Below are 23317 nucleotides of genomic sequence, written 5' to 3'. Positions count from 1 at the left end.
ATGTTCTATCCCGTGATTACTTTGCTCAGCGTACTGCACTGGCTCTGTGGCCTGGTCGTCGTGGCCGAGGCGCTTAACAAGCTGGAGCGCACCGCGCCCTGTATGCCTGGGCTTGCTCCGCGCACTCGCCTGGTGGCCTGGCTCAAAGCCATCGCCTGGGCGCTGCTCGCTCTGGGCGGTGCCGGCGCCTTGGTGGCGCCATGGCTGCGGCCCACACCACCAACCCTTGCCGATGTCTGCGTCATCGCAGGCTTCACTTTTCTCATCATTCGCACCCGTTTTAAGGAGGGTTGATCCATGAAGTTGACAGAGCATTTCACCTTGGCCGAGCTGGTGGCCAGCAGCACCGCGCGCAAGCTCGGTCTGGACAACACCCCAACCGCTGATGCCTTACAGCAGTTGTACCGCACAGCCCAGATGCTGGAGCGCGTGCGCGGCTTTCTCGGCGGCCATGCGCTCATCGTGACCAGCGGCTATCGCAATCGCCAGGTCAATGCCGCTGTGGGCGGCGTCACATCGAGCGACCACGCGCATGGCATGGCAGCCGACGTGAAGATCCCCGCATACGGCACGCCCTATGAGGTGGCCAAGGCTCTGGCACCGCAGATCAGTGCGCTGGGCATCGGGCAAATCATCTACGAGAGCGTGGGCGGGGCTCAGTGGGTGCACCTGTCCACGCGCATCCCACTGCAGGCGGTCAATCGTGTGATCACGGTCCACGGCAAAACCACCATGGTGGGGATTCGGTCGGTATGACGACCGCAGCAAAGATTGCGGCAGCGCTTGCCCTGGCGCTGCTGTTGAGCTTGGCGGGCAACGTGGGTCTGGCCTGGATGTACGTGGGGCAGCGTGACGCTGCAACCCTGGCTAGATCTGATGCCAATCACGCAGGCGAAAAGGAATCGCTGGCGCGCGGGAGTGCAGACGTGTGCACAAAGGCTGTCGATGCATTGCAGTTTGTCGGTGAAGGTCTCAAGCGCGAGCGCGACCAGGCCAGAGCACAGGCTGCAGCGGTCGCAGCTGGGCATAAGGCCCGCGCGGACAAGATCCTGAGCTCGCCGGCCGCAGTGCCTGGCGATGCATGCGCAAGCGCACAGGCCCGAGTGACTGAGCTGCTGGCGTCCCGTAAGTCCGGAGGAGGTCAGTAATGCGCCGTCTACCCCTACTCTCGGCTGCGCTGGCGGCCGCTGTCCTCCTGGCTGGTTGCGGCGCCACGCAGCCGGCGAGGGTCGAAATTCAGCAGGTCAAGGTTGCCGTGCCTGTGCCTTGCGATGAGCCCGAGCCTGAGCGCCCCAATATGCCGACCGAGCACCTTTCTGACGGTGCTGACGTGGACATGTACGTCCAAGCCGCCGGCGCCGAGCTGGAGCGCCGTGAGGGCTACGAAACGGAGTTGCGCGTGGCCCTGGCCAACTGCAGACGACCTCTGAAAGCAGGCATTTAAATATGGAAAACCTCCCGGTGCTTCGGCATCGGGAGGTTTTTTTGTATTTGAAAATTATATGAAAAATGAGATTGATGAATAGAAACCGTTTTTTTTTTTAGGTAACTACTATTGGTGGGTAAGGGTGTTGCACGATAACTGGATCTGTGAACAATTCATCAATTAGAATTCTTTGCCAAACGATTCCGACATTAGGATCATTTTTGCCGCTTGCGACTCTGCCGGAGTATATTCCTATTAGACGGAAAAACTGTTTGGAAAATGTCTTTCCGGATGAAGGAAGGTTCACCTTGTCGAGCAGTTCGTCGATGTTGATTTTTCCTTGCTCATACATTTGCATACTGTCATGAGTATTCTTATCGACCTCTACTAAATTTCTCCATTCCGCTGCAAAAACTGGTGATCCAGACATTCCTGGATGTGTGTAGGCGTCAATGTAGAACTTTGATAAACCGTTGGGTTTGAATAGTGGCTCACTGGCAACAGTTCCTTTTTTCCAAATGGGATAATAGTCTCCTGCACTAAACCCCCATGGGAAACCAATAACGAATAGGTTGGAGCCAACTTCAAGATCTATATCTTCTACTAAAGGTAGTTGATCTTGAGTCAAGACTGCGGCATCTCCCGGAAAATCTATTGGAATAGCCACGATGTCTACACCATCCGATCTACGACGATGTTCAAACCATTTCGACTCTGCGTCGATTTTTATAGATCCAGGCTTGGGCTCATAAGTCGGCCTTGAGGGCATGTAAAAAATGATCTCATCGGGTGAATCAGGGTAGCCATGTAGAAGGCGTGCAGGTTCTTTAGGGTCTCTGCAGGTGAGTACATGGTAATTAGTGATGAGAAATTTCTTCTTGGATTTTTGATGTAGGTAAATAAAACCTGTTCCATCACCGATTTTTTTACCACCTTTCAAAAGCTCGAGGTGTAGAGAATAAATTGAAAGAAGAGATATTTTTTTTGTCAAGGTGATCATCCTATAGCTATGAAGATTATCCCTGCGTGCTACGAGCTGCAGAATATAGCATTTGAATTGCTCAAGCCCTTGCTATAGGAATTTCATCAAGATTTGTTGTATAGCGTGGAGTTCGACGCTCTTGTCGCATCCGCCACCCGCTTTCATCCAGCTCGGGCACGCCGGTGCTGGCGACATGCACGGTGCCCTTGCCAAAGCGTTTGTTGACCTTGTCCATGGCTTCCATCAGCTTGCTCTGATCTCGGCCCGGTTCCTCGAAAAGCAGGTTGCCTTGTTGAATGGTTGCCGGGCACAAATCCTGCAGCAGCACGCCGGCCTTGGAGAGCTGATAGCCCGGCTGGTAGATCGAGCGCAAGCCGTGCACGGCCGCGTTGACCAGAGCCTTGGTGTCTGATGAGGGCGGCTGGAGTTGAGTCACGGCCGTTTCGTAGAACCTGCGACCGGGCCTGAATGGCGATGTGTGCACGAAAACATGCAGGGCACCTGCGCGCAAGCCGCCAGCGCGCAGTTTTTCTGCAGCCCTGGTTGCAAATTCGCTCACGGCTTCAATCAATGGGGGGAGGGTGGTTATGGGGTGGCCGAAACTGCGGGTGCACGCAATCTGCTTTTTGGCGGCAGGGGCCGTCTCCAAGCTTATGCAGCTCACGCCCTGCAGTTCGCGCACGGTGCGCTCCAGCACGACGCTCCAGCCGTCGCGCGCGACTTGGGCAGGCAGCCTGGCCAAGTCCAGTGCAGTCAGCACGCCTTGCTCAGCCAGTTGGGCAGAGATGCGCCGGCCTACGCCCCAGACCTCGCTGGCGGCGGTGCGGGCGAGAATGTCGGTGCGTTGCTGTTCGGACAGCTCGGCCCAGTTGCAGACCCGCTGCAGCTCGGCGGGATAGCTGCCAGGCTTGCGCTCCGAGTCCTTGGCGACATGGTTGCAGAGCTTGGCCAAGGTCTTAGTGGGAGCCAGGCCCACGCATGTAGGGATGCCTGTCCATCTCAGGATGCGTGCGCGAATGGCAAAGGCGCGCCTGGTCAGATCCCGCACGCCGTCCAGATCCCCAATGAATGACTCGTCGATGCTGTAGATCTCTTGGGTGGGGCCCAGGCCGGCAGCCAGCGACATCATGCGGTCGCTCATGTCGCCGTACAGCTCAAAGTTTGGTGAGAGGCAGACAAGCCCCTTGTGCTCGACCAGGTCGAGCAGTTGAAAAAACGGCTGCCCCATCTTTACGCCCAAGGCCTTGGCCTCATCGGAGCGTGAGATGGCGCAGCCGTCGTTATTACTCAGGACGACAACAGGAATGCCCTGCAGAGCTGGCCTGAACGCGCGTTCGCAGCTGACGTAAAAGTTGTTGCCGTCGATGAGCGCGAACATACATGCTCATGCAAAACGCTTGATGCAGGACTTGACCACGCCCCAGATCTCCAGTTCTTGGTTTTCTTTGGGGACTATGTCGGGGTAGGTGGGGTTGCCGGCCCTGAGCCTGAAATTACCGCCGGCGTTGTACAAGACCTTGACGGTGAAGTCATTGTCTAGAACGGCCACGACGATGCTGCCGTGGCGAGCGCGCAGCGCCCGATCCACCACGATGAGGTCGCCGTCATCGATGCCGTACTCACGCATGGACGGGCCAGCCACGCGCAGCAGGAATGTGGCCTGCGGGTGCTCAACCAGCAGCTCGGCAATGTCCAGCCGCTTGCCTGAGAAGTCCTCGGCTGGAGAGGGGAAGCCTGCGCGCACGCTGCAATCTGCCAGAGGCAAAGCAACTGGGGAGGCAGTGAGTTGGACGGGCAAGCCGCTCAAGAGTCGATGACTGTACATTCATACAGTATATCGATTGATTGAAATCAAACTCTATGAATCCACAAGGCCGCTGTATGCTTTCGCCCTTAGCTGTGTAACTTGAGCCTGCGCCGATATTAGTGGGTGTGCGCGGTTTGTTTGCAAGTTGTTGATTTTTAAAGCATATAGTGGATTGCAAATCCGGTTAGACCAGTTCGACTCTGGTTCGCGCCTCCAAACTTGTGGCACAAGCCCTGCAGATGAAAGTCTGCAGGGCTTTTTGCTTTGTGCGCTTGATGCCGAATCTGCGTCACCCGATTCAACTGCGGCCGTGCATTTCGGTATGAAAAAGCCCAGGGCATGCCTGGGCAACTAGGAGAAGGCTGGAGCGCCGCCTGCTTTCAGGCGGATTCGGCTACTTTGACAGACCGGCGCAATGTTCTGGCAGCCTCCACCATGTGCTGCAGTGCAGGAATCACTTCGGCCCACTGACGTGTCTTGAGGCCGCAGTCGGGGTTGACCCAGAGGCGTTCGGCGGGAATGCGTTCTGCTGCTTTCTGCATGAGCTGCACGATGCCTGCCTTGGTGGGAATATTGGGAGAGTGGATGTCATAGACGCCCGGGCCGATCTCATTGGGGTAATCGAAGTGCTCGAAGGCCTCAAGCAACTCCATGTCCGAGCGCGAAGTCTCTATGGTGATCACATCGGCGTCCATGGCTGCAATGGACGCAATGATGTCGTTGAACTCCGAATAGCACATATGGGTGTGAATCTGGGTTTCATCGGCAACGCCATTGGCGCTGATGCGGAAGGACTCCACGGCCCAGTGCAGATATTCCTTCCATTGTGATTTGCGCAATGGCAAGCCCTCGCGCAATGCAGCCTCGTCGATCTGGATCACGCGCACGCCGGCTCTTTCCAGATCCAGCACTTCCGCGCGAATCGCCAGAGCCAGCTGATAGCAGGATGTGGCGCGCGGCTGGTCATCGCGCACGAATGACCAGTTCAGGATGGTGACCGGGCCTGTCAGCATTCCTTTCACGGGTTTGCGGGTCAAGGACTGGGCGTACTGGATCCATTCCGTCGTCATGGCCTTGGGGCGGCTGATGTCGCCGAACAGAATGGGCGGCTTGACGCAGCGTGAGCCATAGGACTGCACCCAGCCGAACTGGCTGAAGGCATAGCCATCGAGCTGCTCGCCGAAATATTCGACCATGTCGTTGCGCTCGGCCTCGCCATGCACCAGAACGTCCAGCCCCAGAGCCTCCTGCTCTCGCACGCAGCGTTCAATCTCGGCACGCATGGCGCCTTGGTAGCGGGCGAAATCCAGGCGACCGGCCTTGAATTCGCTGCGCGCCTGGCGTATCTTTGCCGTCTGGGGAAAAGAGCCGATGGTGGTGGTCGGAAAGGCTGGCAGCTTCAGCAGCCGGGATTGCTTGGGGGCGCGTGCTTCGTAGCTGCTTTGGCGCTGACCCAGCCTGGCGCTGATCTGCTTGAGCGCAGCCTGCACCGCAGGGTTGTGGACGCGATGCGATCTGCGGCGCGCGGCCAGAGCGGCAGCGTTGTCGGCCAGTTCGGCTGCGACAGCATCTCGGCCATCGCGCAAAGCCTTGCCCAGCACGCGCAGCTCATCCAGTTTTTGCAGAGCATAGGCCAGCCAGGATTTGATGTCGGTATCCAACCTTTGTTCGCTGTTCAGATCCACGGGTACATGCAGCAAGGAGCAGGATGGCGCAATCCAGAGGCGGTCGCCCAGGCGCTCTGCCAGCGGCTCCACCCAGTCCAGCACGGCATTCAGATCGGTTTTCCAGATATTGCGGCCGTTGATCACGCCCAGCGACAGCACCTTGTGCGCGGGCAGCAGCCCCAGCAGCTGTTGCACATCGTCCTGGCCGTTGATGGCATCGATGTGCAGGCCGGCTACAGGCAGGTTTGCTGCCAGATATTTGTTTTCAGCCAACTGGCCGAAATAGGTCGCCAGCAGCAGCTTGACCCTGCAGCTCTTGAGGTGGTGGTAAGCAGTGTTGAACGCATGTTGCCAGTCGGCATCGAGTTCGGTGACCAGGATGGGCTCGTCCATCTGCACCCATTCCACGCCCTGGGTCGCCAGCACATCCAGTAGTTGCGCATAGACGGGCAGCAGCCGCTGCAGCAGCTTCAGCTTGCTGGAGCCATCCTTGGTCTTGCCCAGCGTCAGATAAGTGACGGGGCCTATGAGGACTGGTTTGGCCTGTATGCCTTGTGTCCTGGCTTCGGCCAGTTGTTCCAGCAGGCGCGACGCATCGAGCTTGAATTCGGTGGCTGAGCTGAACTCGGGCACGATGTAGTGGTAGTTGGTGTCAAACCACTTGGTCATCTCGCCCGCGGCGACGCCAGCGCAGCAGTGGGTGTGGCCGGTACTGCGGGATTCGGTCGTGACCGCCGAACGGCCACGGGCTACGCGAAAGTAGTTGTCCAGCGCATCGCCTTCGAAGCCTTGCACCCGTTCGGGCAGATTGCCCAGCGTAAAGCTCATGTCCAGTACCTGGTCGTAGAACGCGAAGTCACCCACGGGAACCCAGTCCAGCTCTTGCTGAGCGGCCCAGTGGCGTTGGCGCAGCTCGGCGCCCAGCGCCTTGAGCACATCGCGCGAGGTTTCGCCTCTCCAGTAGGACTCCAGTGCGAACTTCAGTTCGCGCTTTGCACCGATGCGAGGAAAGCCCAGGTTGTGAATAGTCGTCATGCAGAAATCCAGTCTTGTGATCTTCGGCCCATGGCCAGAGTGGCTCGGGTCAGCGGACTGGATGTTCCTGGAATCGATACATGAAGTAAAATGGTTGTTTCTCATGTATCCATGAATTGTGTTCACAGATGATTGAGCGTATCCATCTCGCCATCGTGCAAGAGGTTGAAAAACAAGGTTCTTTGACTGCGGCAGCTGATGTGCTGTGCGTCACACAGTCCGCCCTGAGCCACAGCATGAGAAAGCTGGAAGCCCAGCTCGGCACCGATGTCTGGTTGCGTGAAGGGCGCAGCCTGCGCCTGACGCAGGCGGGTCAATACCTGCTGGCAGTGGCCAATCGCGTGCTGCCTCAGCTGGATCTGGCCGAGTCGCGTTTGCAGCAATTTGCTCTGGGAGAGCGCGGAAGCTTGCGCATCGGCATGGAATGCCATCCCTGCTACCAGTGGCTGCTGAAAATCGTCTCACCCTATCTGGCCGCCTGGCCCGACGTGGATGTGGACGTGAAGCAGAAGTTCCAGTTTGGCGGCATCGGTGCGCTGTTCGGCTATGAGATCGACATGCTGGTCACGCCCGATCCGTTGTTCAAGCCGGGTCTGCACTTCGAGCCCGTTTTTGACTATGAGCAGGTGCTGGTCGTGGCTGCGGATCACGCCTTGGCCCGGGTCGACCATGTCAAGCCCGGCGATCTGTCTCGCGAGGTGCTGATTACCTATCCCGTGGCCGTGGATCGGCTCGACATCTATACCCGGTTTTTGCTACCCAAAGGCATTGCCCCCAGGCGCCATAAAACCATAGAGACCACCGACATCATGATGCAGATGGTCGCCAGCGGGCGGGGCGTCGCGGCTCTGCCGCGCTGGCTGGCTCTGGAATATGCCGAAAAGATGGCAGTCGTACCCGTGAAGCTGGGCAGCAAGGGCATAGCCAAGCAAATCTACCTCGGCGCGCGTGAGGCAGAGTTGCATACCGACTATCTGCAGGCCTTTATTGCGCTGGCACGAGCACCTGGTCTGGCTCTGCCGGCTGCCGCATCCGCGCAGGACGACTCTTGAGAAGAGCGGCAGCCGACGGCTGAATAAGCAATAGCGGCTGACTCACATGTTGATGGCCGTCATGCCCGGTGCGGATGCACGGTCGGCTTGCCGTCCGGCTTGCACGCCCCACAGCCACATGGCGCCGCCCGCCAGCAGCGTCAGCACAAACGATTGCTGTGCGCCCCAGTGGTCTATCAGCCAGCCGGCAGCGGCAGCGCCCAGGGCCACACCGCTGGCGAGGCCAGTCAGCAGCCAGGTCATGCCCTCGGTCAGTCGGTTTGCTTGTACCTGCTGCTCCACCAGACTCATGGCCACGGTAATCGTCGGGCCAAAGGTAATGCCTGCCAGCAGAACGGCCAGCGTCAGTGCCGTCAGATTGCTGGCCAGCAACAGGGGCAGGGCGGAGATGGCGACCGATGCCCCGACCCAGACGATCTGGCGGCTGAGCGGCATCTGCAGGCGCAGCGTGCCAAACAGCAAGCCCATGGCGCAGGAGCCCAGCGCATAGAAGGACAGCACCACACTGGCCATGCCGGGCTGGCCCTGAGCTGTGGCGAAGGCCACGCTGGCCACATCGATCACGCCCACGATGACGCCTTGTGCCAGCATGAACAGCGCCAGCGTGCGCACCACGGGCTGGCGCAGCATCGACGACGACCTGTCTTTTTCCGAGCCTGTGTGCTGGCTGACAGGTGGTTCGGTACGGCGTTGCACCACAAACAGGCCTACGCCTATGATGAGGAACAGCGCTGCTGCCAGCGGGCCGGCCTCGGGGAACAGCAGCATGCTCAGGCCCACCGACAGCGGTGGGCCGACGATAAAGGCCAGGTCGTCGAGCACGCCTTCCAGTGCAAACGCGGTCTGCAGCTGAGGCGTTCCACTGTAGATCGCCGTCCAGCGGGCGCGGACCATGGCCGGCATGCTGGGCAGGCTGCCGACGGCAGCGGCCAGTACCAGCAGCAGCCAGTCCGGCCCCTGCCAGTGGGCGCAGGCCAGAAGGGCCAGCATCGACAGCGCACTGCTGGCGGCCGCAAACGGCAGCACCCTGAACTGGCCGTAACGGTCAACCAGCGCCGAGATGCGCGGTGCCAGAACGGCAATCGACAGCGCGAAACAGGCCGACACCATGCCTGCCAGCGTGTAGGCGCCGCGCTGCTGCGACAGCATGGTGATCAAGCCAATCCCTGTCATCGACAGCGGCAGTCGCGCCAGCAGCCCGGCCAGCACAAAGCCCGTGCTGCCCGGCGCCGTAAACAGCTTGCGGTAAGCATTCAACATGGAAACCCTTGAATAGATTCATTTGCATACATCGTGTATGCGAGTGACATTCTAGGAGCTTGGGATGTAGCGCGTATGATTGGCATACGCTTTGTATGTGAATATTGCCGGGAGTTCGCAGTGACCCAAGTTCGCCAGAGTCGTGCCAGCATGATCGAAGCCACGCGGGCCAAGCTGATCAGTGCTGCGCGCAGCGCTTTCGCCCAGCATGGCTACGCCCAGGCCGCCATGGACGAGCTGACCGCGCAGGCGGGTCTGACGCGCGGCGCGCTCTATCACCACTTTGGTGGCAAGCCCGGTCTGCTGGCTGCCGTGGTGGCGCAGATGGATGAAGAAATGGACCAGCGGCTGGAGCTTGTGCTGCGAGGCCATGACGATCCATGGGAAGGCTTTCTGGCCTATTGCCGCGCCTATCTGGCCATGGCGCAGGAGGCAGAAATTCGTCGCATCGTGCTGCAGGATGCACGCTCTGTGCTCACTGGCACCGACCAAGGTCAGCAGCACCAGCAATGCATTGCTTTTATCGCCGGTTTTTTGCAGCAGCTCATCGACGAGGGGGTGATCGTGAATGCCAGTGCAGCGGCGCTGGCAAGGTTGCTCAACGGCTGCCTGATTGAAGCGGCTTTCTGGATTGCCGAGGAGGGTGCTCCACCCGAGCGCCTGAACGAGTCCTTGCAGGCGCTGGATTTGATGCTGCAAGGCTGGAAGGCGGCCTGAGCCATTGTCAGAGCCGTGCCTGCTGTGCCTTGCCTGCAGCAGCCAGAATGAGGATCGTTTTGACTGCCAGGGTGTTCTCAAGCTGAGGACATCAGCGATTTTGTGCAAGCGAACAATCCGGAATTTGCAAAGAGTCCGGGCTCGGAGGCTTTACCGGGACCGGCGACCGGCTGCATTCGAGTTGTCTGAGGTCTTCAGCGTGCTTCCGCGATCACGCTGATGCAGCAAGTCAGGCCGGCAGGTAAGGCGAGATGTTGGCGATGGCCCGGGCCATATAGACATCTTTTTCACCCACAGGGGCCACGTAATGCAATGCGCTCCTGGCGGCCTCGATCCCCTCGACACGGGCAATAAGCCAGGTGGCGAGGTATTGCGCAGCCAGGCAACCTCCAGCGGTAGCCACATTGCCGTTTGCGAAGAATGGTTGCTCCAGTACGCGAATGCCAGCCTCTTCAACCCAGGGCCTGGTTGTCAGGTCGGTACACGCCATCACGCCATCCAGCAAGCCGAGCTTGGCCAGTATCAGCGTGCCGGAGCACTGTGCAGCAATCAGTTGCCGTGAAGGGTCCAGCCTGAGTCTCGACATGAGGTCGGCATTGCGCGCGACCTCACGCGTTTGCATTCCACTGCCCACGATGACCGCATCTGCAGCACTCGCATCCTCCAGAGTGGCCTGGGCTTCGATGACCACTCCGTTCATTGACTTGACGCGTGCGCTCGGGCAGGCAATCGACACTCGCCAGCCGGGTCGCTTGATGCGGTTGAGTATGCCTAGAGAAATGAGTGAGTCGAGCTCGTTAAAGCCTTCGAAAGTCAGGATTGCGATATGCATTGGGATGTTCCGGATGTGAACTTGTATCAATGCTCATGCTAGAGATGAGGTCCAATACGTTCAAATAATTGTCATGGATACAGGTTCTATATGCCGATTGCCCGATACAAGCAGCTGGTGGACCAGCTAGCCTCGGAAATTCGCGAAGGCCGGCTGGCACCGGGCACACGCCTGCCCACCCACCGGCAACTGGCATCCCGGGAGGGACTGGCCCTGGTCACGGCGACTCGTGTCTATGCCGAACTGCAGGCCATGGGCCTGGTCAGCGGCGAAACGGGGCGAGGAACTTTTGTGCGCGAAACAGCGCTGCCACGTGGCCTCGGTATCGACCAGCATGCCGCTGCGATAGGCATGCTGGACCTGAACTTCAACGCTCCTGCTCTTCCTGGTCAAGCCGAGTTGCTGCGCTCTGCATTGCGTCAACTTGCCGCCAGCGGAGATTTGGAGGCGCTGCTGCGCTATCAGCCACACGGAGGCCGAGCCCATGAGCGAGCTGCTATCGCTCTATACCTTGAAAACCGTAGGCTGACGGTTCCTGCCGAACAGGTGCTTATTGTGGATGGAGCGCAGCATGGACTCGCAAGCACGGCCATGGCATTGCTGCAACCGGGCGATGTAGTGGCTGTTGATGCTTTGAGTTACCCGGGCTTCAAGGTGCTGGCGCAACAGCTGAGGCTTGAGCTGATTGCCATTCCGGCAACTGGTTCGGGGCTGGACATCGATGCGCTGGAGCTGCTGTGCCGACGCCGCAAGGTGCGCGCGGTCTATGCAATGCCGACTCTCCATAACCCGCTTGGATGGGTGATGAGCATCAACCGACGTCATGCATTTGCAGCGTTGATCCGTCGCCATGGCCTGTTGCTGATCGAAGATGCCGCGTATGCGTTTCTTGCTCCGGATGCACCACCGCCCATGGCCGCACTGCTGCCTGAGTCCACGGTATATGTCTCAGGCTTTTCCAAGAGTGTCGCCACAGGTTTGCGGGTGGGCTTTGTGGCTGCGCCGGCAGCCTGGATATCTCGGATAGAACGAGCTATCCGTGCAACGACCTGGAACACCCCCGGCGTCATGACCGCCATGGTTGTGAATTGGCTGAGAGACGGGACGGTTGCCAGGCTGGAAGCTCAGAAGCGAGAGGACGCCCGGATGCGTCAGAAACAGGTGACGCAGGTCTTCAAGGGGCTGCCCTGTATGCGCCACCCCAGTTCGTATTTTGTCTGGCTCCCCATGCCTGACGAGCTGAGGGCTGATCAGGTCGCGATGGCGCTGCAGACGGCAGGAATTTCCGTGTCAACGGCCGAACCCTTTGCCACTGGCGTGCAAGTGCCGCAAGCACTGCGGCTGGCCTTGGGTTCGGTGCCGCTCGAAAAACTTCGGCATGCCTTGATGCGGGTCAGGCTGGTGCTCGATGGGGCCACGCTGCGCTAGAGGATGACGCCCAGAGCTCTCTGCGCATCCGGTTTCGAGGCCGTAGTCGAGGGAGTGAATGCTGCAGGCCATGGTCACACCGACCTGAAAACATGGCGTGCGGCGCCTGATGTATCAACGTTGCACGCGATTCAGGCGCTGGGTCCGGAGACCGGATTACTGGTACTTTTGCTCCAGCCCATCCCAGAAGTCCTTGTTCACCAGCCGCTGGCGTTCAAGGAAGGGGGCGACGATGGCGGGGTCTTCATCGACCTTGTGATCGTCGCGCAGCAGGGTCAGGCACTTTTGCATGCCGGCCACGGCCCCTTGCAGTGCGGCATTGGCGTAGAGCACAAAGCCATAGCCCAGCTCGCCCAGTTCATCGGCGTTGAAGATGGGGGTCTTGCCGCCAATGACCATATTCATGAGCTGGGGCGCTTGCAGGCGCTGAGGCAGGGCGCGCACTTCTTCGGCCTGGGTGACAGCCTCGACAAACAGGATGTCGGCGCCGGCTTCCTGAAACTGCTGGGCACGCTCGATGGCGGCTTCGAAGCCGTGGACGGCGGCAGCGTCGGTTCGGGCCATGATGAGAGTGCCGCTGTCGCGGCGCGCATCGACGGCGGCCTTGATCTTGCCCAGCATTTCGCCGGTTTCGATCACGGCCTTGCCATTGAAGTGGCCGCAGCGCTTGGGGCTGACCTGGTCCTCGAGCTGAATGCAGTCGGCACCGGCGCGCTCCAGTGTGCGCACGGCGTGGTAGGTGTTGACGGCATTGCCGAAGCCGGTGTCGGCATCGACCAGCAGCGGCACTTCCACGGCGTCGCGGATGCGGGCCGTATGGTCGGCGATATCGCCGAGACCCATGAAACCCTGGTCGGGCATGCCGAACCACATATTGGTCACGCCGGCACCGGTCACGTAGATGGCTTCAAAGCCCAGATCGGCAATCAGCCGCGCCGACATGGCGTTGAATGCACCGGGCACGATGACGCCACGGCGGGCATCGGCCAGGGCTTTGAGTTGTTGTTTGGGGTTCATGAGATTTCTTGATAAAAAAGACTCTGATGCTTATCTGCCCTGCGCGGCCGGCTGTCAGCCTTGACGAGTCAGGGCGCTACCTGGCAGCAGCCGCCTCGCACCCAGGGCGGCGAAGCAGCTCAGGGGGAATCAGTCCAGCGAAATATTCGCGTTCTTGATCACGGGCCCCCACTTGGCGCGCTCGGCTTCAAGATATTTGCCATAGGCCTGGGGTGTGCCGCCCATGATCTGGCCGCCGCTGCTTTCGATCATCTGGCGCAGAGACTTGTCGGTCTTGAGCGCTTCGTTGACGGCCTGGTTGAGCTTGGCCACCACGGCGTCGGGCGTGCCGGCCGGCGCAATCATGCCCAGCCAGTTGTACGACTCGAAGCCCTTGACCCCGGCTTCGTCCAGCGTGGGCACCTCGGGCAGCACGGCCAGACGGGTCTTGCTGGAGACGGCCAGGGCATTGATCTTTTTGGCTTTGATGGAGGGCAGGGCCGAGTAGCCCATCTCGAACATCATGGCCAGATGGCCGCCCATGAGGTCGGTGGCCGCCAGCGAGCCTCCCTTGTAGGGCACATGGGTCAGCTGGGTCTGGGTCTGATAGGCCAGCAGCTCGCCCGACAGATGGTGGGCCCCGCCTACGCCCGAGGAGCCATAGGTCAGATCGCCGGGCTTGGCCTTGGCATGGGCCAGCAGTTGCTGGACGCTCTTGAAGGGCTGGTTGGGAGCCGTGGTCAGAAACAGGGGAGCCTGCTCGATGAGGATAATGGGCTTGAACGCCGTCTTGGCGTCATAAGGCATCTTCTTCATCAGCATGGGGTTGGTGACCAAGGGGCCGGGCGAGCCGAAGCCGAAGGTGTGCCCGTCGTTGGCCTTGGCGATGGCATCCGTGCCCGTCACGCCACCGGCACCGCCGCGGTTGTCGATGATCACGGGCTGGCCCAGCACCTTGCCCAGCGAGTCGGCAATCAGGCGTGCGCGGGTATCGGCATAGCCGCCTGCCGCATAGGGCACGATGAGCTTGACGGTACGGGTGGGCCAGGCTTCAGAGCCCTGGGCCAGAGCGGCAGAGGAAGCGCCCAGCAAGGCGGTGGTGGCGGCAGCCCAGGCAGTGGCGCGGAGCAAGGCGTTTCTACGGGAAATCATGAATCAGGTCTCAGTATTCTTTTAAGGATCCAGCGTATATGGGGCATACGCTGGTTGCTATGTTTTCTTGTTCAGCCTACTTTTCCTGCATATGAGCTGCCTTGACGATCTCGCCCAGGCGCTTGCGCTCGGCATCGGCAAACTTCACGAATTCCGCACGTGTGCCGCCGACCGGCTCGATGCCCAGCCCCTTGAGCTTTTCGACGGTGGCGGGCTCCTTCATGGCCTTGTCCACGGCGGCTGCCAGCTTGTCCAGAATGGCGGGCGGCGTGCCCTTGGGGGCATGAATGCCGGCCCAGTGCGCGATCTGCAGATCGGCAAAGCCCTGCTCCACGGCAGTGGAGAGTTGGGGGTAGGCGGAGATGCGCTGGGTCCAGGTCGTGGCCAGAGGTTTGAACTTGCCCTCGTGAATGATGTGCGGCAGCGCGATGATGCTGGCTTCGGACGTGCCTTCGACCTGGCCGCCGAGCACGGCCGTGGTGCTCTCCGAACCGCTCTTGTAGGGCACGGGCTGTAGCTTGGCACCGTATTTCACATTCAGCATCTCGGCCACGAAGTGCGGCGTGCTGCCCGTGCCGGCGGTGGCAAAGTTGAAGCCTGCGCCCTTCTTGGAGGCTTCGACGAAGTCACGCAGATTGTTGTAGGGCGCGTTCTTGGGCACCACGATCACCGAAGGTGCCAGGCCAATCATCACCACGGGCTGCAGGGTATCGTCCTTGAAAGGCATGGTCTTCTTGATCATGCTGTTGGAGATGACGCCTGCCGCGCTGACCAGCAGCGTGTAGCCATCGGGCTGGGCCTTGGCCACGATATCGGCACCCACTGTGCCACCTGCGCCGGGGCGGTTGTCGATCACCACGGGCTGGCCGAGGATCTTGGAAGCACCTTCGGCCGCCGATCTGGCCATCAAGTCATTGGCGCCGCCTGCGGAAAACGGTACCACGAGGCGAATCGGGCGCGTGGGCCAGTCGGCGGCCAGGGCCAGGCCAGCTGCGCCCAGCACGGAAAGAGTCAAGGCCTGGGCAACAAGCTTGCGACGGTTCAAAAACATGGATATCTCCTGGATCCAAATCCCTATTGGTATGGGCTGTTGCCGCAAGCACTGTGCCAGACGGATCTGGGGAAAACCCTTTGTGTTCCAAGTATTTGAAATCATTGAAATTTCTGGAGTTTTGTGGAGTGTCCATCTGCGGTTGTGTATGGCTTCTGTTTCGATGATGAAATAATAATTTTCATGAATGAAACAAATGCGATATCGAATCATGGCGTCAAACGTCTGCCGGCAGCTGGCCAGCCGCATTTGCCGCACATCGTCACCGTAGGCCGCTACCGTGTGGGGCGGGTGCTGGAGCGGCTGGCACAGCCCTGGTCGGGTGAGGCCAGGTTCTCGCACATCTCGGCTTCTTTCGACGATGCGGTGGCCCAGGTGCAGGCGCTCAATCTGCGCCAGCCCATCGATGCCCTGGTGGGGGCGGGGGCCAGTGGTGCCTGGATTCGAGAGCGCGTGGACATTCCGCTGGCCATGGTAGAAGTGCGTGGCCTGGATTTGCTGCAGGCGCTGCGCCAGGCCAAGTTGCAGACCACGGAAGAAGCTCCGCGCGTGGGCCTGGTCAACTTCGAGGTGCCGTCGCCCGTGGTGGCACAGTTCGACAGCCTGTTCGGCCTGGGCCTGGTCCAGATTGCCTATCAAGGTCCGCATGACGCGCCGGCCTGCGTGCAAAAGCTCAAGGCGTCGGGCGTTGGCGCCGTGGTTGCGCCGGGCCTGGTGGCCGATTTGGCAGAGCAGGCGGGCATGGCCAGCGTGTTGCTGTATTCCGATATTTCGGTGCGTCAGGCACTCAGCGACGCCATGCTGCTGGCCCGTCATCGACGTGCCGAGCGCGACCGGCATCAACGGCTGGAAACCGTGCTGCATCAACTGCAGGATGGTGTGGCTGCCGTGGACGAGCGTGGCCGTATTTGCGCGCTGAACCCACGAATGGCCGCCTTGCTCGGAGCCCCGGTCGATGCCTTGCACGGCCGCATGCTGGAAGAGGTGGCTCCGGCCCTGGGCACGGCTCGGGCGCTCGCTGGCGAGGAGGGCGGAGAAGAGGTGGTGCAACTGGCCCTGCGTACCCTGGTGGTGCGACGTGCGCCAATTGTGGAGAACGGGCTGGTGACCGGCGCTTTGCTGGTCTGCCGCGATCCAGCTGTCATTCAGCGGGCCGATCGCAGCCTGCGCGCCAGTCAGCGGCAAAGAGCTTCCGGTGTACGCTGGCGCATTGAGGACTATCTGGGCAGCAGCCCCGCTGCCCAGCGCGTGCGACTGCTGGCCAGGCAGTACGCGAACAGCGATGCGACGGTGCTGATTCTGGGCGAAAGCGGGACCGGAAAGGAGCTGGTGGCGCAAGGCATTCACAGCGCGGGACGGCGTGCGGAGCAGCCATTTCTGGCCGTCAACTGTGCGGCGCTCAGCGAAAGCCTGCTGGAGAGCGAGCTTTTCGGTTACGAGGAAGGCGCTTTTACCGGGGCCAGGCGCGGCGGCAAGACCGGGCTGGTCGAGGCAGCGCATACCGGGACCCTGTTTCTCGATGAAATTGGCGACATGCCGCTGGCACTGCAATCGCGGCTGCTGCGCGTGCTGCAGGAGCGCGAGGTATTGCGCGTAGGTTCCACCACGCCGATTCCAGTGGATGTGCGCGTGATTGCCGCCACCCATGCGGATCTGGCGGATCAGGTGGAGCGTGGCCGGTTCCGGCGCGATCTCTACTACCGCCTGGCGGTGCTGCGCCTGAGCACGCCTTCGCTGCAAATGCGAGGTGGTGCCGATGTTGCTGAACTGGGCCGCGCCATGCTGGCTCAGCGCCTGAGCGCTGCAAGCGGGTTGCCCCGCGCACTGCATGACAGAGTGGAGCAGCAGCTCGATGCACTGCTGGCCAGGGCTGCGGCGCATGACTGGCCCGGCAATGTCCGTGAACTGGACAACTGGGTGGAGCGCCTGCTGGCCTGCAGCGACTATCTGGACTCAGGCCGGGGTGGCCTTCTGGATATGGCGCGCTTGCTTGAAGTCTTCCCGGAGTGCGCCGACGGCCTGGCTCTGGCCGAGCCTGCCGCGGCTCGGCAGGCACAGCTCAGAGACGCGGGTCGCCTTGCCGAACAGAAGCGATTGCGCGAAGTGCTGGAGTCGGTCGGAGGTGATCAGCGCCAGGCCTGTGAAATTCTCGGCATCAGCCGGGCCACTTTGTGGCGGCGCATGAAGGCTTAGCAGCAACACTGCTTGAGTGCCTGCAGTGCGCCATGCGTATGATTTCGGCCAATATCGTGAGCGCATAGCGTGAATTGCGGCATCCGGCGCAACAATCACCAGCAAGCGGAGATTGGGCTGTGCCTCGGGCTTTCTGGGTGTGAAAGACTGCAGGCTCCGCTGTCTGGTGGGCCGGGTCAAGACCAGCACCACAGCCGGGCCTGATGTTTTATCGATTGAGATCGGGAGAGAGACGGGTTATGTCCGACGTGAGCGAGCTCGAGAACGAGAGTGCGGTCTATAGAACCTTGCTGGAGTCCACCAAGGCCATTCCCTGGAAGATCGACTGGGCGACCATGAAGTTCGCCTATATCGGCCCTCAGATCGAGAGTCTGCTTGGCTGGAGCCGTGAAAGCTGGGTCAGCGTCGAAGACTGGGCCATGCGCATGCACCCCGACGACCGCGAATATGTGGTGAATTTCTGCGTGAGCCAGTCCCAGGCCGGCGTGGACCATGAGGCCGACTATCGCGCGCTGACCAAGGACAACGGCTATGTCTGGATTCGCGATGTGGTCCATGTGGTGCGCAATGCGCAAGGTGAGGCCGAAGCGCTGATCGGCTTCATGTTCGACATCAGCGAGCGCAAGAAGACCGAGGAAAGACTGTTGAGCCTGCAAAAGGAGCTGGAGGTGCTTTCCTTCAAGGATGGTCTGACCAGCATTGCCAATCGACGCTGCTTCGATACCAGTTTCGAGCAGGAATGGGAGCGCACGCGCAGCGATGGCAAGCCCCTGTCCATGCTGCTGTTCGATGTCGACTTCTTCAAGCAATACAACGATTTATACGGTCATATCCAGGGCGACAAATGTCTGGTGGATATTGCCCAGACCCTGAGCCTGGCGCTGGACGGACAGCGTGACCTGGTGGCGCGTTACGGTGGCGAGGAGTTTGTGGTGCTGCTGCCCGAAGCCGATGCCGAAACTGCGCAAAAAGTGGCCGAGCGCTGCCAGCGCCTGATCCAGAAGCAGTCCATCGTGCATGCACTGTCGCCACATGGCAGGCGGGTCACCATGAGCATTGGTGCGGGGACGGTGCAGCCGGCAGAGCATGATCGACCTGCCAGCTTTATCGAAGCCGTGGACCGGCAGCTCTATGCGGCCAAGAACAAAGGCCGCCACCGGATTGAAAGCGTCATCTTGAGCGCTTGAACCCTGCCCAGGCCTGCGTGCGGCAGGCGCCCGGCAGGGCAATACCCGGTGTCAGGCCTGCAGCACCTCGCCCGGCACCCGTACCCAGCCTTCCATCAGAATGCGGGCGCTGCGGCTCATCAAGGCCTTGGTGACCTGCCATTGACCCTGGTCGCTCCTGGCTTCGGCCCCCACACGCAGGGTGCCGCTGGGATGGCCAAAGCGTACGGACTGGCGCTCGCCGCCGCCCGCCGCCAGATTGACCAGCGTGCCGGGAATGGCGGCAGCCGTGCCAATGGCGACGGCGGCCGTGCCCATCATGGCGTGGTGCAGCTTGCCCATGGACAGCGCCCGAACCACCAGATCAATATCCCTGGCTGCAATGGCTTTACCGCTTGAGGCGATATAGCTTTGCGCAGGAGCCACAAAGCCTATCTTGGGCGTGTGCTGGCGTGTGGCAGCTTCACCCAGATCCTTGATCAGACCCATCCTGAGTGCGCCATGGGCGCGGATGGCTTCGAACCTGGCCAGGGCGGGGCCATCGCTGTTGATGGCATCCTGCAGTTCGCAGCCGGTATAGCCCAGCTCTCTGGCATCGAGAAAGATGGTCGGAATGCCGGCATTGATGAGGGTCGCGCAAAAGCGGCCGACGCCGGGCACATCCAGCTCGTCGCTGACATTGCCGGTGGGAAACATGGCAGCTCCGTCCTCACCTTCATCGGCGGGATCCAGGAACTCCAGGGCCACTTCGGCAGCGGCAAAGGTCACGCCGTCAAGTTCGAAGTCTCCGGTTTCCTGCACCTGACCATCGCGGATCTGCACATGGTTGATGATGGTCTTGCCGATATTGGCCTGCCAGATGCGAATGACGGCCACGCCGTTTTGCGGAATGCGCTCGGCCGGAATCAGACCCATGTGAATGGCGCAGGGGCCGACGGCTGCGCTCAGGTTGCCGCAGTTGCCGCTCCAGTCCACAAAAGGCTGATCGATGGAGACCTGGCCGAACAGATAGTCCACATCGTGATCGGCGCTTGCGCTCCGGCTGAGGATCACGCCTTTGCTGGTGGAGGATGAGGCATTGCCCATGCCGTCAATCTGTTTGCCATAAGGGTCGGGGCTACCCAGAGTGCGCAAAAAGATGGCGTCGCGAACAGGGCCGGGCTGCCGGGCCGCCTCGGGCAGATCCTGAAGCTTGAAGAACACACCTTTGCTGGTGCCTCCGCGCATATAGGTGGCGGGAATGCGGATTTGCGAAGTGAGGGACATGGAATGGCAAACAAACAAGGTATTCAAGGCTCAAGCCAGGGCTTGAGCCTTGAATCAGTGAAACAGGCGTAGCTGTTGAGGACGAGGCGGAGAGCCGGAAGCCAATGGCCAGCGATGCAGTAGCTGGTAGCGTAACTGCTTGCCTGTGCCGGTTCGCTCGACCAGCTGGATCTCATCGATCAGCCAGTCGACGGGATCGATACGCCGAGTGGGCAGGGCATGTAGAGCTTTGTAGCTGATGGTGATGTGCGGTCTATGGCCGTCATCCTTGAAACCGTGGGATTTCAATCCGGTCTGTAGCGTTGTCAGTAGCCGGTTGAAAGGCTCCGGACGTCCGCGGGTTAGCAAAGACCAGTGAATGCGCTCGCCCTCCTCACCGCGAATGCGGTTGAAGCTGAGCTCGAAGGCCTTCAACTGCGCCGCTTGAACGGCATTGCCTGCGGCCAGCAAGGCGAGCAGTGCCTCTTGCCCGGAGTCAAACGGGCCACACCAGGTTTGGTGCCAGTTGTCTGGAGAGAACAGGCGCTCGCCCAGTTCCTTATCAAGGCCCAAAGCGCTGATCCGGGCACGCAGGCGATGACGTACCGGGATTTTGGGCTGGGTGACAATCAGTATGCGTGCCTGGCTCATAGCTGCTCCTTAGCTCACAAGTTCAGCCGTCGATGTGGAATCGGCCGCTGCGCTGTCCGCCAGGAAGTCCTGGGCAAAGCGCTGCAGCACGCCACCGGCCTCGTAAATCGAGACCTCTTCCGCGGTATCGAGGCGGCACAGTACCGGCACTTCGGTGCGGACACCTGTCGTTCGGTGGATATGAAGTGTAAGCGTGGCCTGGGGGCTGCGCCGGCCGATGACATCAAAGCTCTCGGTGCCATTCAACCCCAGTGTGTGGCGGCTCGTGCCGGGCAGGAACTCCAGCGGCAACACCCCCATGCCGATCAGATTGGTGCGGTGAATGCGCTCGAAGCCCTCGGCCACGATGACCTCCACACCGGCCAGACGCACGCCCTTGGCGGCCCAGTCACGGCTCGATCCCTGGCCGTAGTCGGCGCCGGCGATGATGATCAGCGGTTGCTTGCGCTGCATATAGGTCTCTATGGCTTCCCACATGCGCATGGTCAGTCCCTCGGGCTCGACGCGGGCAAGAGAGCCCTGGCGCACCTTGCCCTGGTCGTCCACCACCATTTCGTTGAGGAGCTTGGGATTGGCAAGGGTGGCGCGCTGCGCGGTCAGGTGGTCGCCGCGATGCGTGGCATAGGAGTTGAAGTCCTCCTCGGGTAGACCCATTTTGTGCAGATACTCGCCTGCGGCCGAGTCCATCAGGATGGCATTGGAGGGCGAGAGGTGGTCGGTGGTGATGTTGTCGGGCAGGATGGCCAGAGGGCGCATGCCGCGCAGCGTGCGCTCTGTGGCCAGCGCCCCCTCCCAGTAGGGCGGACGGCGGATATAGGTGCTCTGCGGGCGCCAGTCATACAGTGCCTCGACCTTCCCGCCCTGGTCTGAGCGGATGGCAAACATGGGCTCGTAGACCGCGCGGAACTGCTCGGGCTGGACGGCAGCCTTGGCCACGGCGTCGATTTCCTCATCGCCGGGCCAGATGTCCTTGAGACGGATTTCGCGGCCCTGGAAGACGCCTAGCACATCGTTCTCGATATCGAAGCGCATGGTGCCTGCAATCGCATAGGCCACGACCAGCGGTGGCGAGGCCAGGAATGCCTGTCTGGCATGGGGGTGGATGCGGCCATCGAAGTTGCGATTGCCCGAAAGCACGGCTGTGGTGTGGAGGTCGCGATCCACGATTTCCTGCTGAATGGCCGGATCGAGCGCGCCACTCATGCCGTTGCAGGTGGTGCAGGCAAAGGCCACCACGCCAAAGCCCAGCGCTTCTAAGTCATGTAGCAGGCCGGCTTGCTGCAGATACAGCGGCACGGTTCTGGAGCCGGGGGCCAGCGAGGTCTTGACCCAGGGCTTGCGCGCCAGGCCCAGATTGCGCGCATTGCGCGCCAGCAGGCCGGCCGCGATCACATTGCGTGGGTTGCTGGTATTGGTGCAACTGGTAATGGCTGCAATGATGACCGCTCCATCTGGCATCTGCCCTTCGGTCTGCGTCCACTCACCGGCAATGCCTCTTGCTGCAAGCTCGCTGGTTGCCAGGCGAGCATGCGGATTGGAAGGGCCGGCTATATTGCGCACCACGCTGGACAGGTCAAAGCTCAGCGTACGTTCGTATTCGGCATTCTCCAGGCTGTCTGCCCACAGACCTGCCTGTTTGGCGTAGTTCTCGACCAGTTGCACCTGTGCGGGCTCGCGCCCCGTCAGACGCAGATAGTCGATCGTCTGCTCGTCGATCGCGAACATGGCCGCCGTGGCTCCATATTCGGGAGCCATATTGGAGATGGTGGCGCGGTCGCCAATCGTCAGACTCCGTGCGCCCTCCCCGAAAAATTCAAGATATGCCCCCACCACTTTTTGTCGACGCAGGAATTGCGTCAAGGCCAGCACGATATCGGTGGCAGTGATGCCCGGCTGGCGCGTGCCGGCCAGTTGTACGCCAATGATTTCGGGCAGGCGCATCCACGAGGCACGGCCCAGCATCACGTTTTCTGCCTCCAGACCGCCCACGCCCACGGCGATCACTCCCAGTGCATCGACATGTGGCGTGTGGCTGTCGGTACCTACCAGAGTATCTGGGAATGCTTCACCATCGATAGCGTGGATCACAGGGCTCATGCGCTCCAGATTGATCTGGTGCATGATTCCGTTGCCCGGTGGAATCACCTCCACATTCTTGAAGGCTCGCTTGCACCAGTCGATGAAATGAAAGCGGTCCTCATTGCGCCGGTCTTCGATGGCGCGGTTTTTCTCGAAGGCCTCACGGTCGTAGCCACCGCACTCAACGGCCAGCGAATGATCGACGATCAACTGCACGGGCACCACGGGATTGACAGCGGCCGGATCGCCACCTTGCTCGGCAATCGCATCGCGCAGGCCGGCCAGGTCGACCAGCGCTGTCTGGCCCAGGATGTCATGGCAGACCACGCGGGCCGGGAACCAGGGAAAATCGCGTTCGCGCTTGCGTTCAACGATTTGCGCGAGGTACTCGGTCAGGTGGGCCGGATCGCTGCGCCGCACCAGGTTCTCGGCATGGACGCGGCTGGTATAGGGCAGTGTGGTCCAGCTGCCGGGGCGGATGGCTTCCACAGCGGACCGGGCGTCGAAGTAATGCAGCGCAGTGCCGGGCAAGGGTTTACGGTAGGGGTGGTGAGTCATTGTCTCGGGGATTCTTTTAG

General features: G+C 60.8%; 21 protein-coding genes. 9 read left to right on the top strand and 12 right to left on the bottom strand.

Annotated elements, in window-relative coordinates; genetic code table 11:
• The 4 genes from V8Z78_RS15815 to V8Z78_RS15800 are packed head-to-tail and all read left to right on the top strand — an operon-like array spanning position 1 to position 1444.
• The gene (locus V8Z78_RS15815; protein ID WP_045839860.1) at positions 1-294 is read left to right on the top strand and encodes a hypothetical protein; all 294 of its coding nucleotides are present in this window, start codon (positions 1-3) and stop codon (positions 292-294) included.
• A gap of 3 nt (positions 295-297) precedes the next feature.
• Positions 298-756 carry a D-Ala-D-Ala carboxypeptidase family metallohydrolase gene (locus V8Z78_RS15810; RefSeq protein WP_349731665.1) on the top strand — a complete coding sequence of 153 codons (459 nt, stop codon included), beginning with the start codon at positions 298-300 and terminating at the stop codon, positions 754-756.
• Positions 753-1148, top strand: coding sequence for a hypothetical protein (locus tag V8Z78_RS15805; RefSeq protein WP_349731664.1), 396 nt, complete (start codon positions 753-755; stop codon positions 1146-1148). The genes V8Z78_RS15810 and V8Z78_RS15805 overlap by 4 nt, the downstream gene beginning before the upstream one ends.
• Entirely contained in the window at positions 1148-1444 is a 297-nt protein-coding gene (locus tag V8Z78_RS15800; protein ID WP_349731663.1) for a hypothetical protein, read from the top strand. Before V8Z78_RS15805 ends, V8Z78_RS15800 begins: the two co-directional genes overlap by 1 nt.
• 97 nt (positions 1445-1541) lie before the next feature.
• On the opposite strand, the gene V8Z78_RS15795 is transcribed toward V8Z78_RS15800, so the two are convergent.
• The 4 genes from V8Z78_RS15795 to metE form a co-directional block, all read right to left on the bottom strand.
• Positions 1542-2417 carry a S1 family peptidase gene (locus V8Z78_RS15795; protein WP_349731662.1) on the bottom strand — a complete coding sequence of 292 codons (876 nt, stop codon included), beginning with the start codon at positions 2415-2417 and terminating at the stop codon, positions 1542-1544.
• A 70-nt stretch (positions 2418-2487) separates the two neighbouring features.
• Positions 2488-3786, bottom strand: a complete 1299-nt coding sequence (locus V8Z78_RS15790) for a Y-family DNA polymerase (RefSeq protein ID WP_349731661.1) — start codon at positions 3784-3786, stop codon at positions 2488-2490.
• A gap of 6 nt (positions 3787-3792) precedes the next feature.
• A complete protein-coding gene (locus V8Z78_RS15785) occupies positions 3793-4233 on the bottom strand; it encodes a LexA family protein (RefSeq protein WP_349731660.1) in 441 nt (146 codons plus the stop codon).
• Positions 4234-4595: 362 nt separating this feature from the next.
• Positions 4596-6917, bottom strand: coding sequence for a 5-methyltetrahydropteroyltriglutamate--homocysteine S-methyltransferase (gene metE, locus V8Z78_RS15780; RefSeq protein ID WP_349731659.1), 2322 nt, complete (start codon positions 6915-6917; stop codon positions 4596-4598).
• A 128-nt stretch (positions 6918-7045) separates the two neighbouring features.
• Here metE and V8Z78_RS15775 point away from each other — a divergent pair, with 128 nt between their 5' ends.
• A complete protein-coding gene (locus tag V8Z78_RS15775; protein WP_004341389.1) occupies positions 7046-7969 on the top strand; it encodes a LysR family transcriptional regulator in 924 nt (307 codons plus the stop codon).
• Positions 7970-8011: 42 nt separating this feature from the next.
• On the opposite strand, the gene V8Z78_RS15770 is transcribed toward V8Z78_RS15775, so the two are convergent.
• Positions 8012-9229 (bottom strand): MFS transporter, encoded by a 1218-nt coding sequence (locus V8Z78_RS15770; protein WP_349731658.1) that lies wholly within the window; start codon positions 9227-9229, stop codon positions 8012-8014.
• Between the two features lie 150 nt (positions 9230-9379).
• On the opposite strand from V8Z78_RS15770, the gene V8Z78_RS15765 reads away from it, so the two are divergent.
• Positions 9380-9946 carry a TetR/AcrR family transcriptional regulator gene (locus V8Z78_RS15765; RefSeq protein ID WP_004341384.1) on the top strand — a complete coding sequence of 189 codons (567 nt, stop codon included), beginning with the start codon at positions 9380-9382 and terminating at the stop codon, positions 9944-9946.
• 229 nt (positions 9947-10175) lie between these two features.
• Here V8Z78_RS15765 and V8Z78_RS15760 read toward each other — a convergent pair whose 3' ends face one another.
• Complete coding sequence (locus V8Z78_RS15760) at positions 10176-10778, bottom strand: DJ-1/PfpI family protein (RefSeq protein WP_349731657.1); 603 nt, start codon at positions 10776-10778, stop codon at positions 10176-10178.
• A gap of 90 nt (positions 10779-10868) precedes the next feature.
• Between V8Z78_RS15760 and V8Z78_RS15755 the strand changes: the two genes are divergently transcribed.
• A complete protein-coding gene (locus tag V8Z78_RS15755) occupies positions 10869-12206 on the top strand; it encodes an aminotransferase-like domain-containing protein (protein WP_179625702.1) in 1338 nt (445 codons plus the stop codon).
• Between the two features lie 156 nt (positions 12207-12362).
• On the opposite strand, the gene V8Z78_RS15750 is transcribed toward V8Z78_RS15755, so the two are convergent.
• The 3 genes from V8Z78_RS15750 to V8Z78_RS15740 all read right to left on the bottom strand — a co-directional run bounded on the left by V8Z78_RS15750 (position 12363) and on the right by V8Z78_RS15740 (position 15405).
• Positions 12363-13223 carry an isocitrate lyase/PEP mutase family protein gene (locus tag V8Z78_RS15750; RefSeq protein ID WP_012837456.1) on the bottom strand — a complete coding sequence of 287 codons (861 nt, stop codon included), beginning with the start codon at positions 13221-13223 and terminating at the stop codon, positions 12363-12365.
• A gap of 129 nt (positions 13224-13352) precedes the next feature.
• Complete coding sequence (locus tag V8Z78_RS15745) at positions 13353-14354, bottom strand: Bug family tripartite tricarboxylate transporter substrate binding protein (RefSeq protein WP_179625703.1); 1002 nt, start codon at positions 14352-14354, stop codon at positions 13353-13355.
• 76 nt (positions 14355-14430) lie between these two features.
• Positions 14431-15405 (bottom strand): Bug family tripartite tricarboxylate transporter substrate binding protein, encoded by a 975-nt coding sequence (locus V8Z78_RS15740; protein ID WP_179625704.1) that lies wholly within the window; start codon positions 15403-15405, stop codon positions 14431-14433.
• Positions 15406-15588: 183 nt separating this feature from the next.
• On the opposite strand from V8Z78_RS15740, the gene prpR reads away from it, so the two are divergent.
• Positions 15589-17598 (top strand): propionate catabolism operon regulatory protein PrpR, encoded by a 2010-nt coding sequence (gene prpR, locus V8Z78_RS15735; RefSeq protein ID WP_179625705.1) that lies wholly within the window; start codon positions 15589-15591, stop codon positions 17596-17598.
• Positions 17599-17837: 239 nt separating this feature from the next.
• A complete protein-coding gene (locus V8Z78_RS15730; RefSeq protein ID WP_179625706.1) occupies positions 17838-18785 on the top strand; it encodes a diguanylate cyclase domain-containing protein in 948 nt (315 codons plus the stop codon).
• Positions 18786-18836: 51 nt separating this feature from the next.
• On the opposite strand, the gene prpF is transcribed toward V8Z78_RS15730, so the two are convergent.
• From prpF to acnD, 3 genes are read right to left on the bottom strand one after another with little or no spacing between them, the layout of a single operon-like run.
• Positions 18837-20030, bottom strand: coding sequence for a 2-methylaconitate cis-trans isomerase PrpF (gene prpF, locus V8Z78_RS15725; RefSeq protein WP_057091777.1), 1194 nt, complete (start codon positions 20028-20030; stop codon positions 18837-18839).
• Between the two features lie 54 nt (positions 20031-20084).
• A complete protein-coding gene (locus V8Z78_RS15720; protein ID WP_349731656.1) occupies positions 20085-20660 on the bottom strand; it encodes a 2'-5' RNA ligase family protein in 576 nt (191 codons plus the stop codon).
• 9 nt (positions 20661-20669) lie between these two features.
• A complete protein-coding gene (gene acnD, locus V8Z78_RS15715) occupies positions 20670-23297 on the bottom strand; it encodes a Fe/S-dependent 2-methylisocitrate dehydratase AcnD (RefSeq protein WP_046461325.1) in 2628 nt (875 codons plus the stop codon).
• Between the last annotated feature and the right edge of the window lie 20 nt (positions 23298-23317).

This window comes from Comamonas sp. wu1-DMT (assembly GCF_040187805.1).
Taxonomy (GTDB): domain Bacteria; phylum Pseudomonadota; class Gammaproteobacteria; order Burkholderiales; family Burkholderiaceae_C; genus Comamonas; species Comamonas thiooxydans.
Note: the sequence above shows the minus strand (reverse complement) of the source record. Positions and strands in the feature narration are given on the sequence as shown.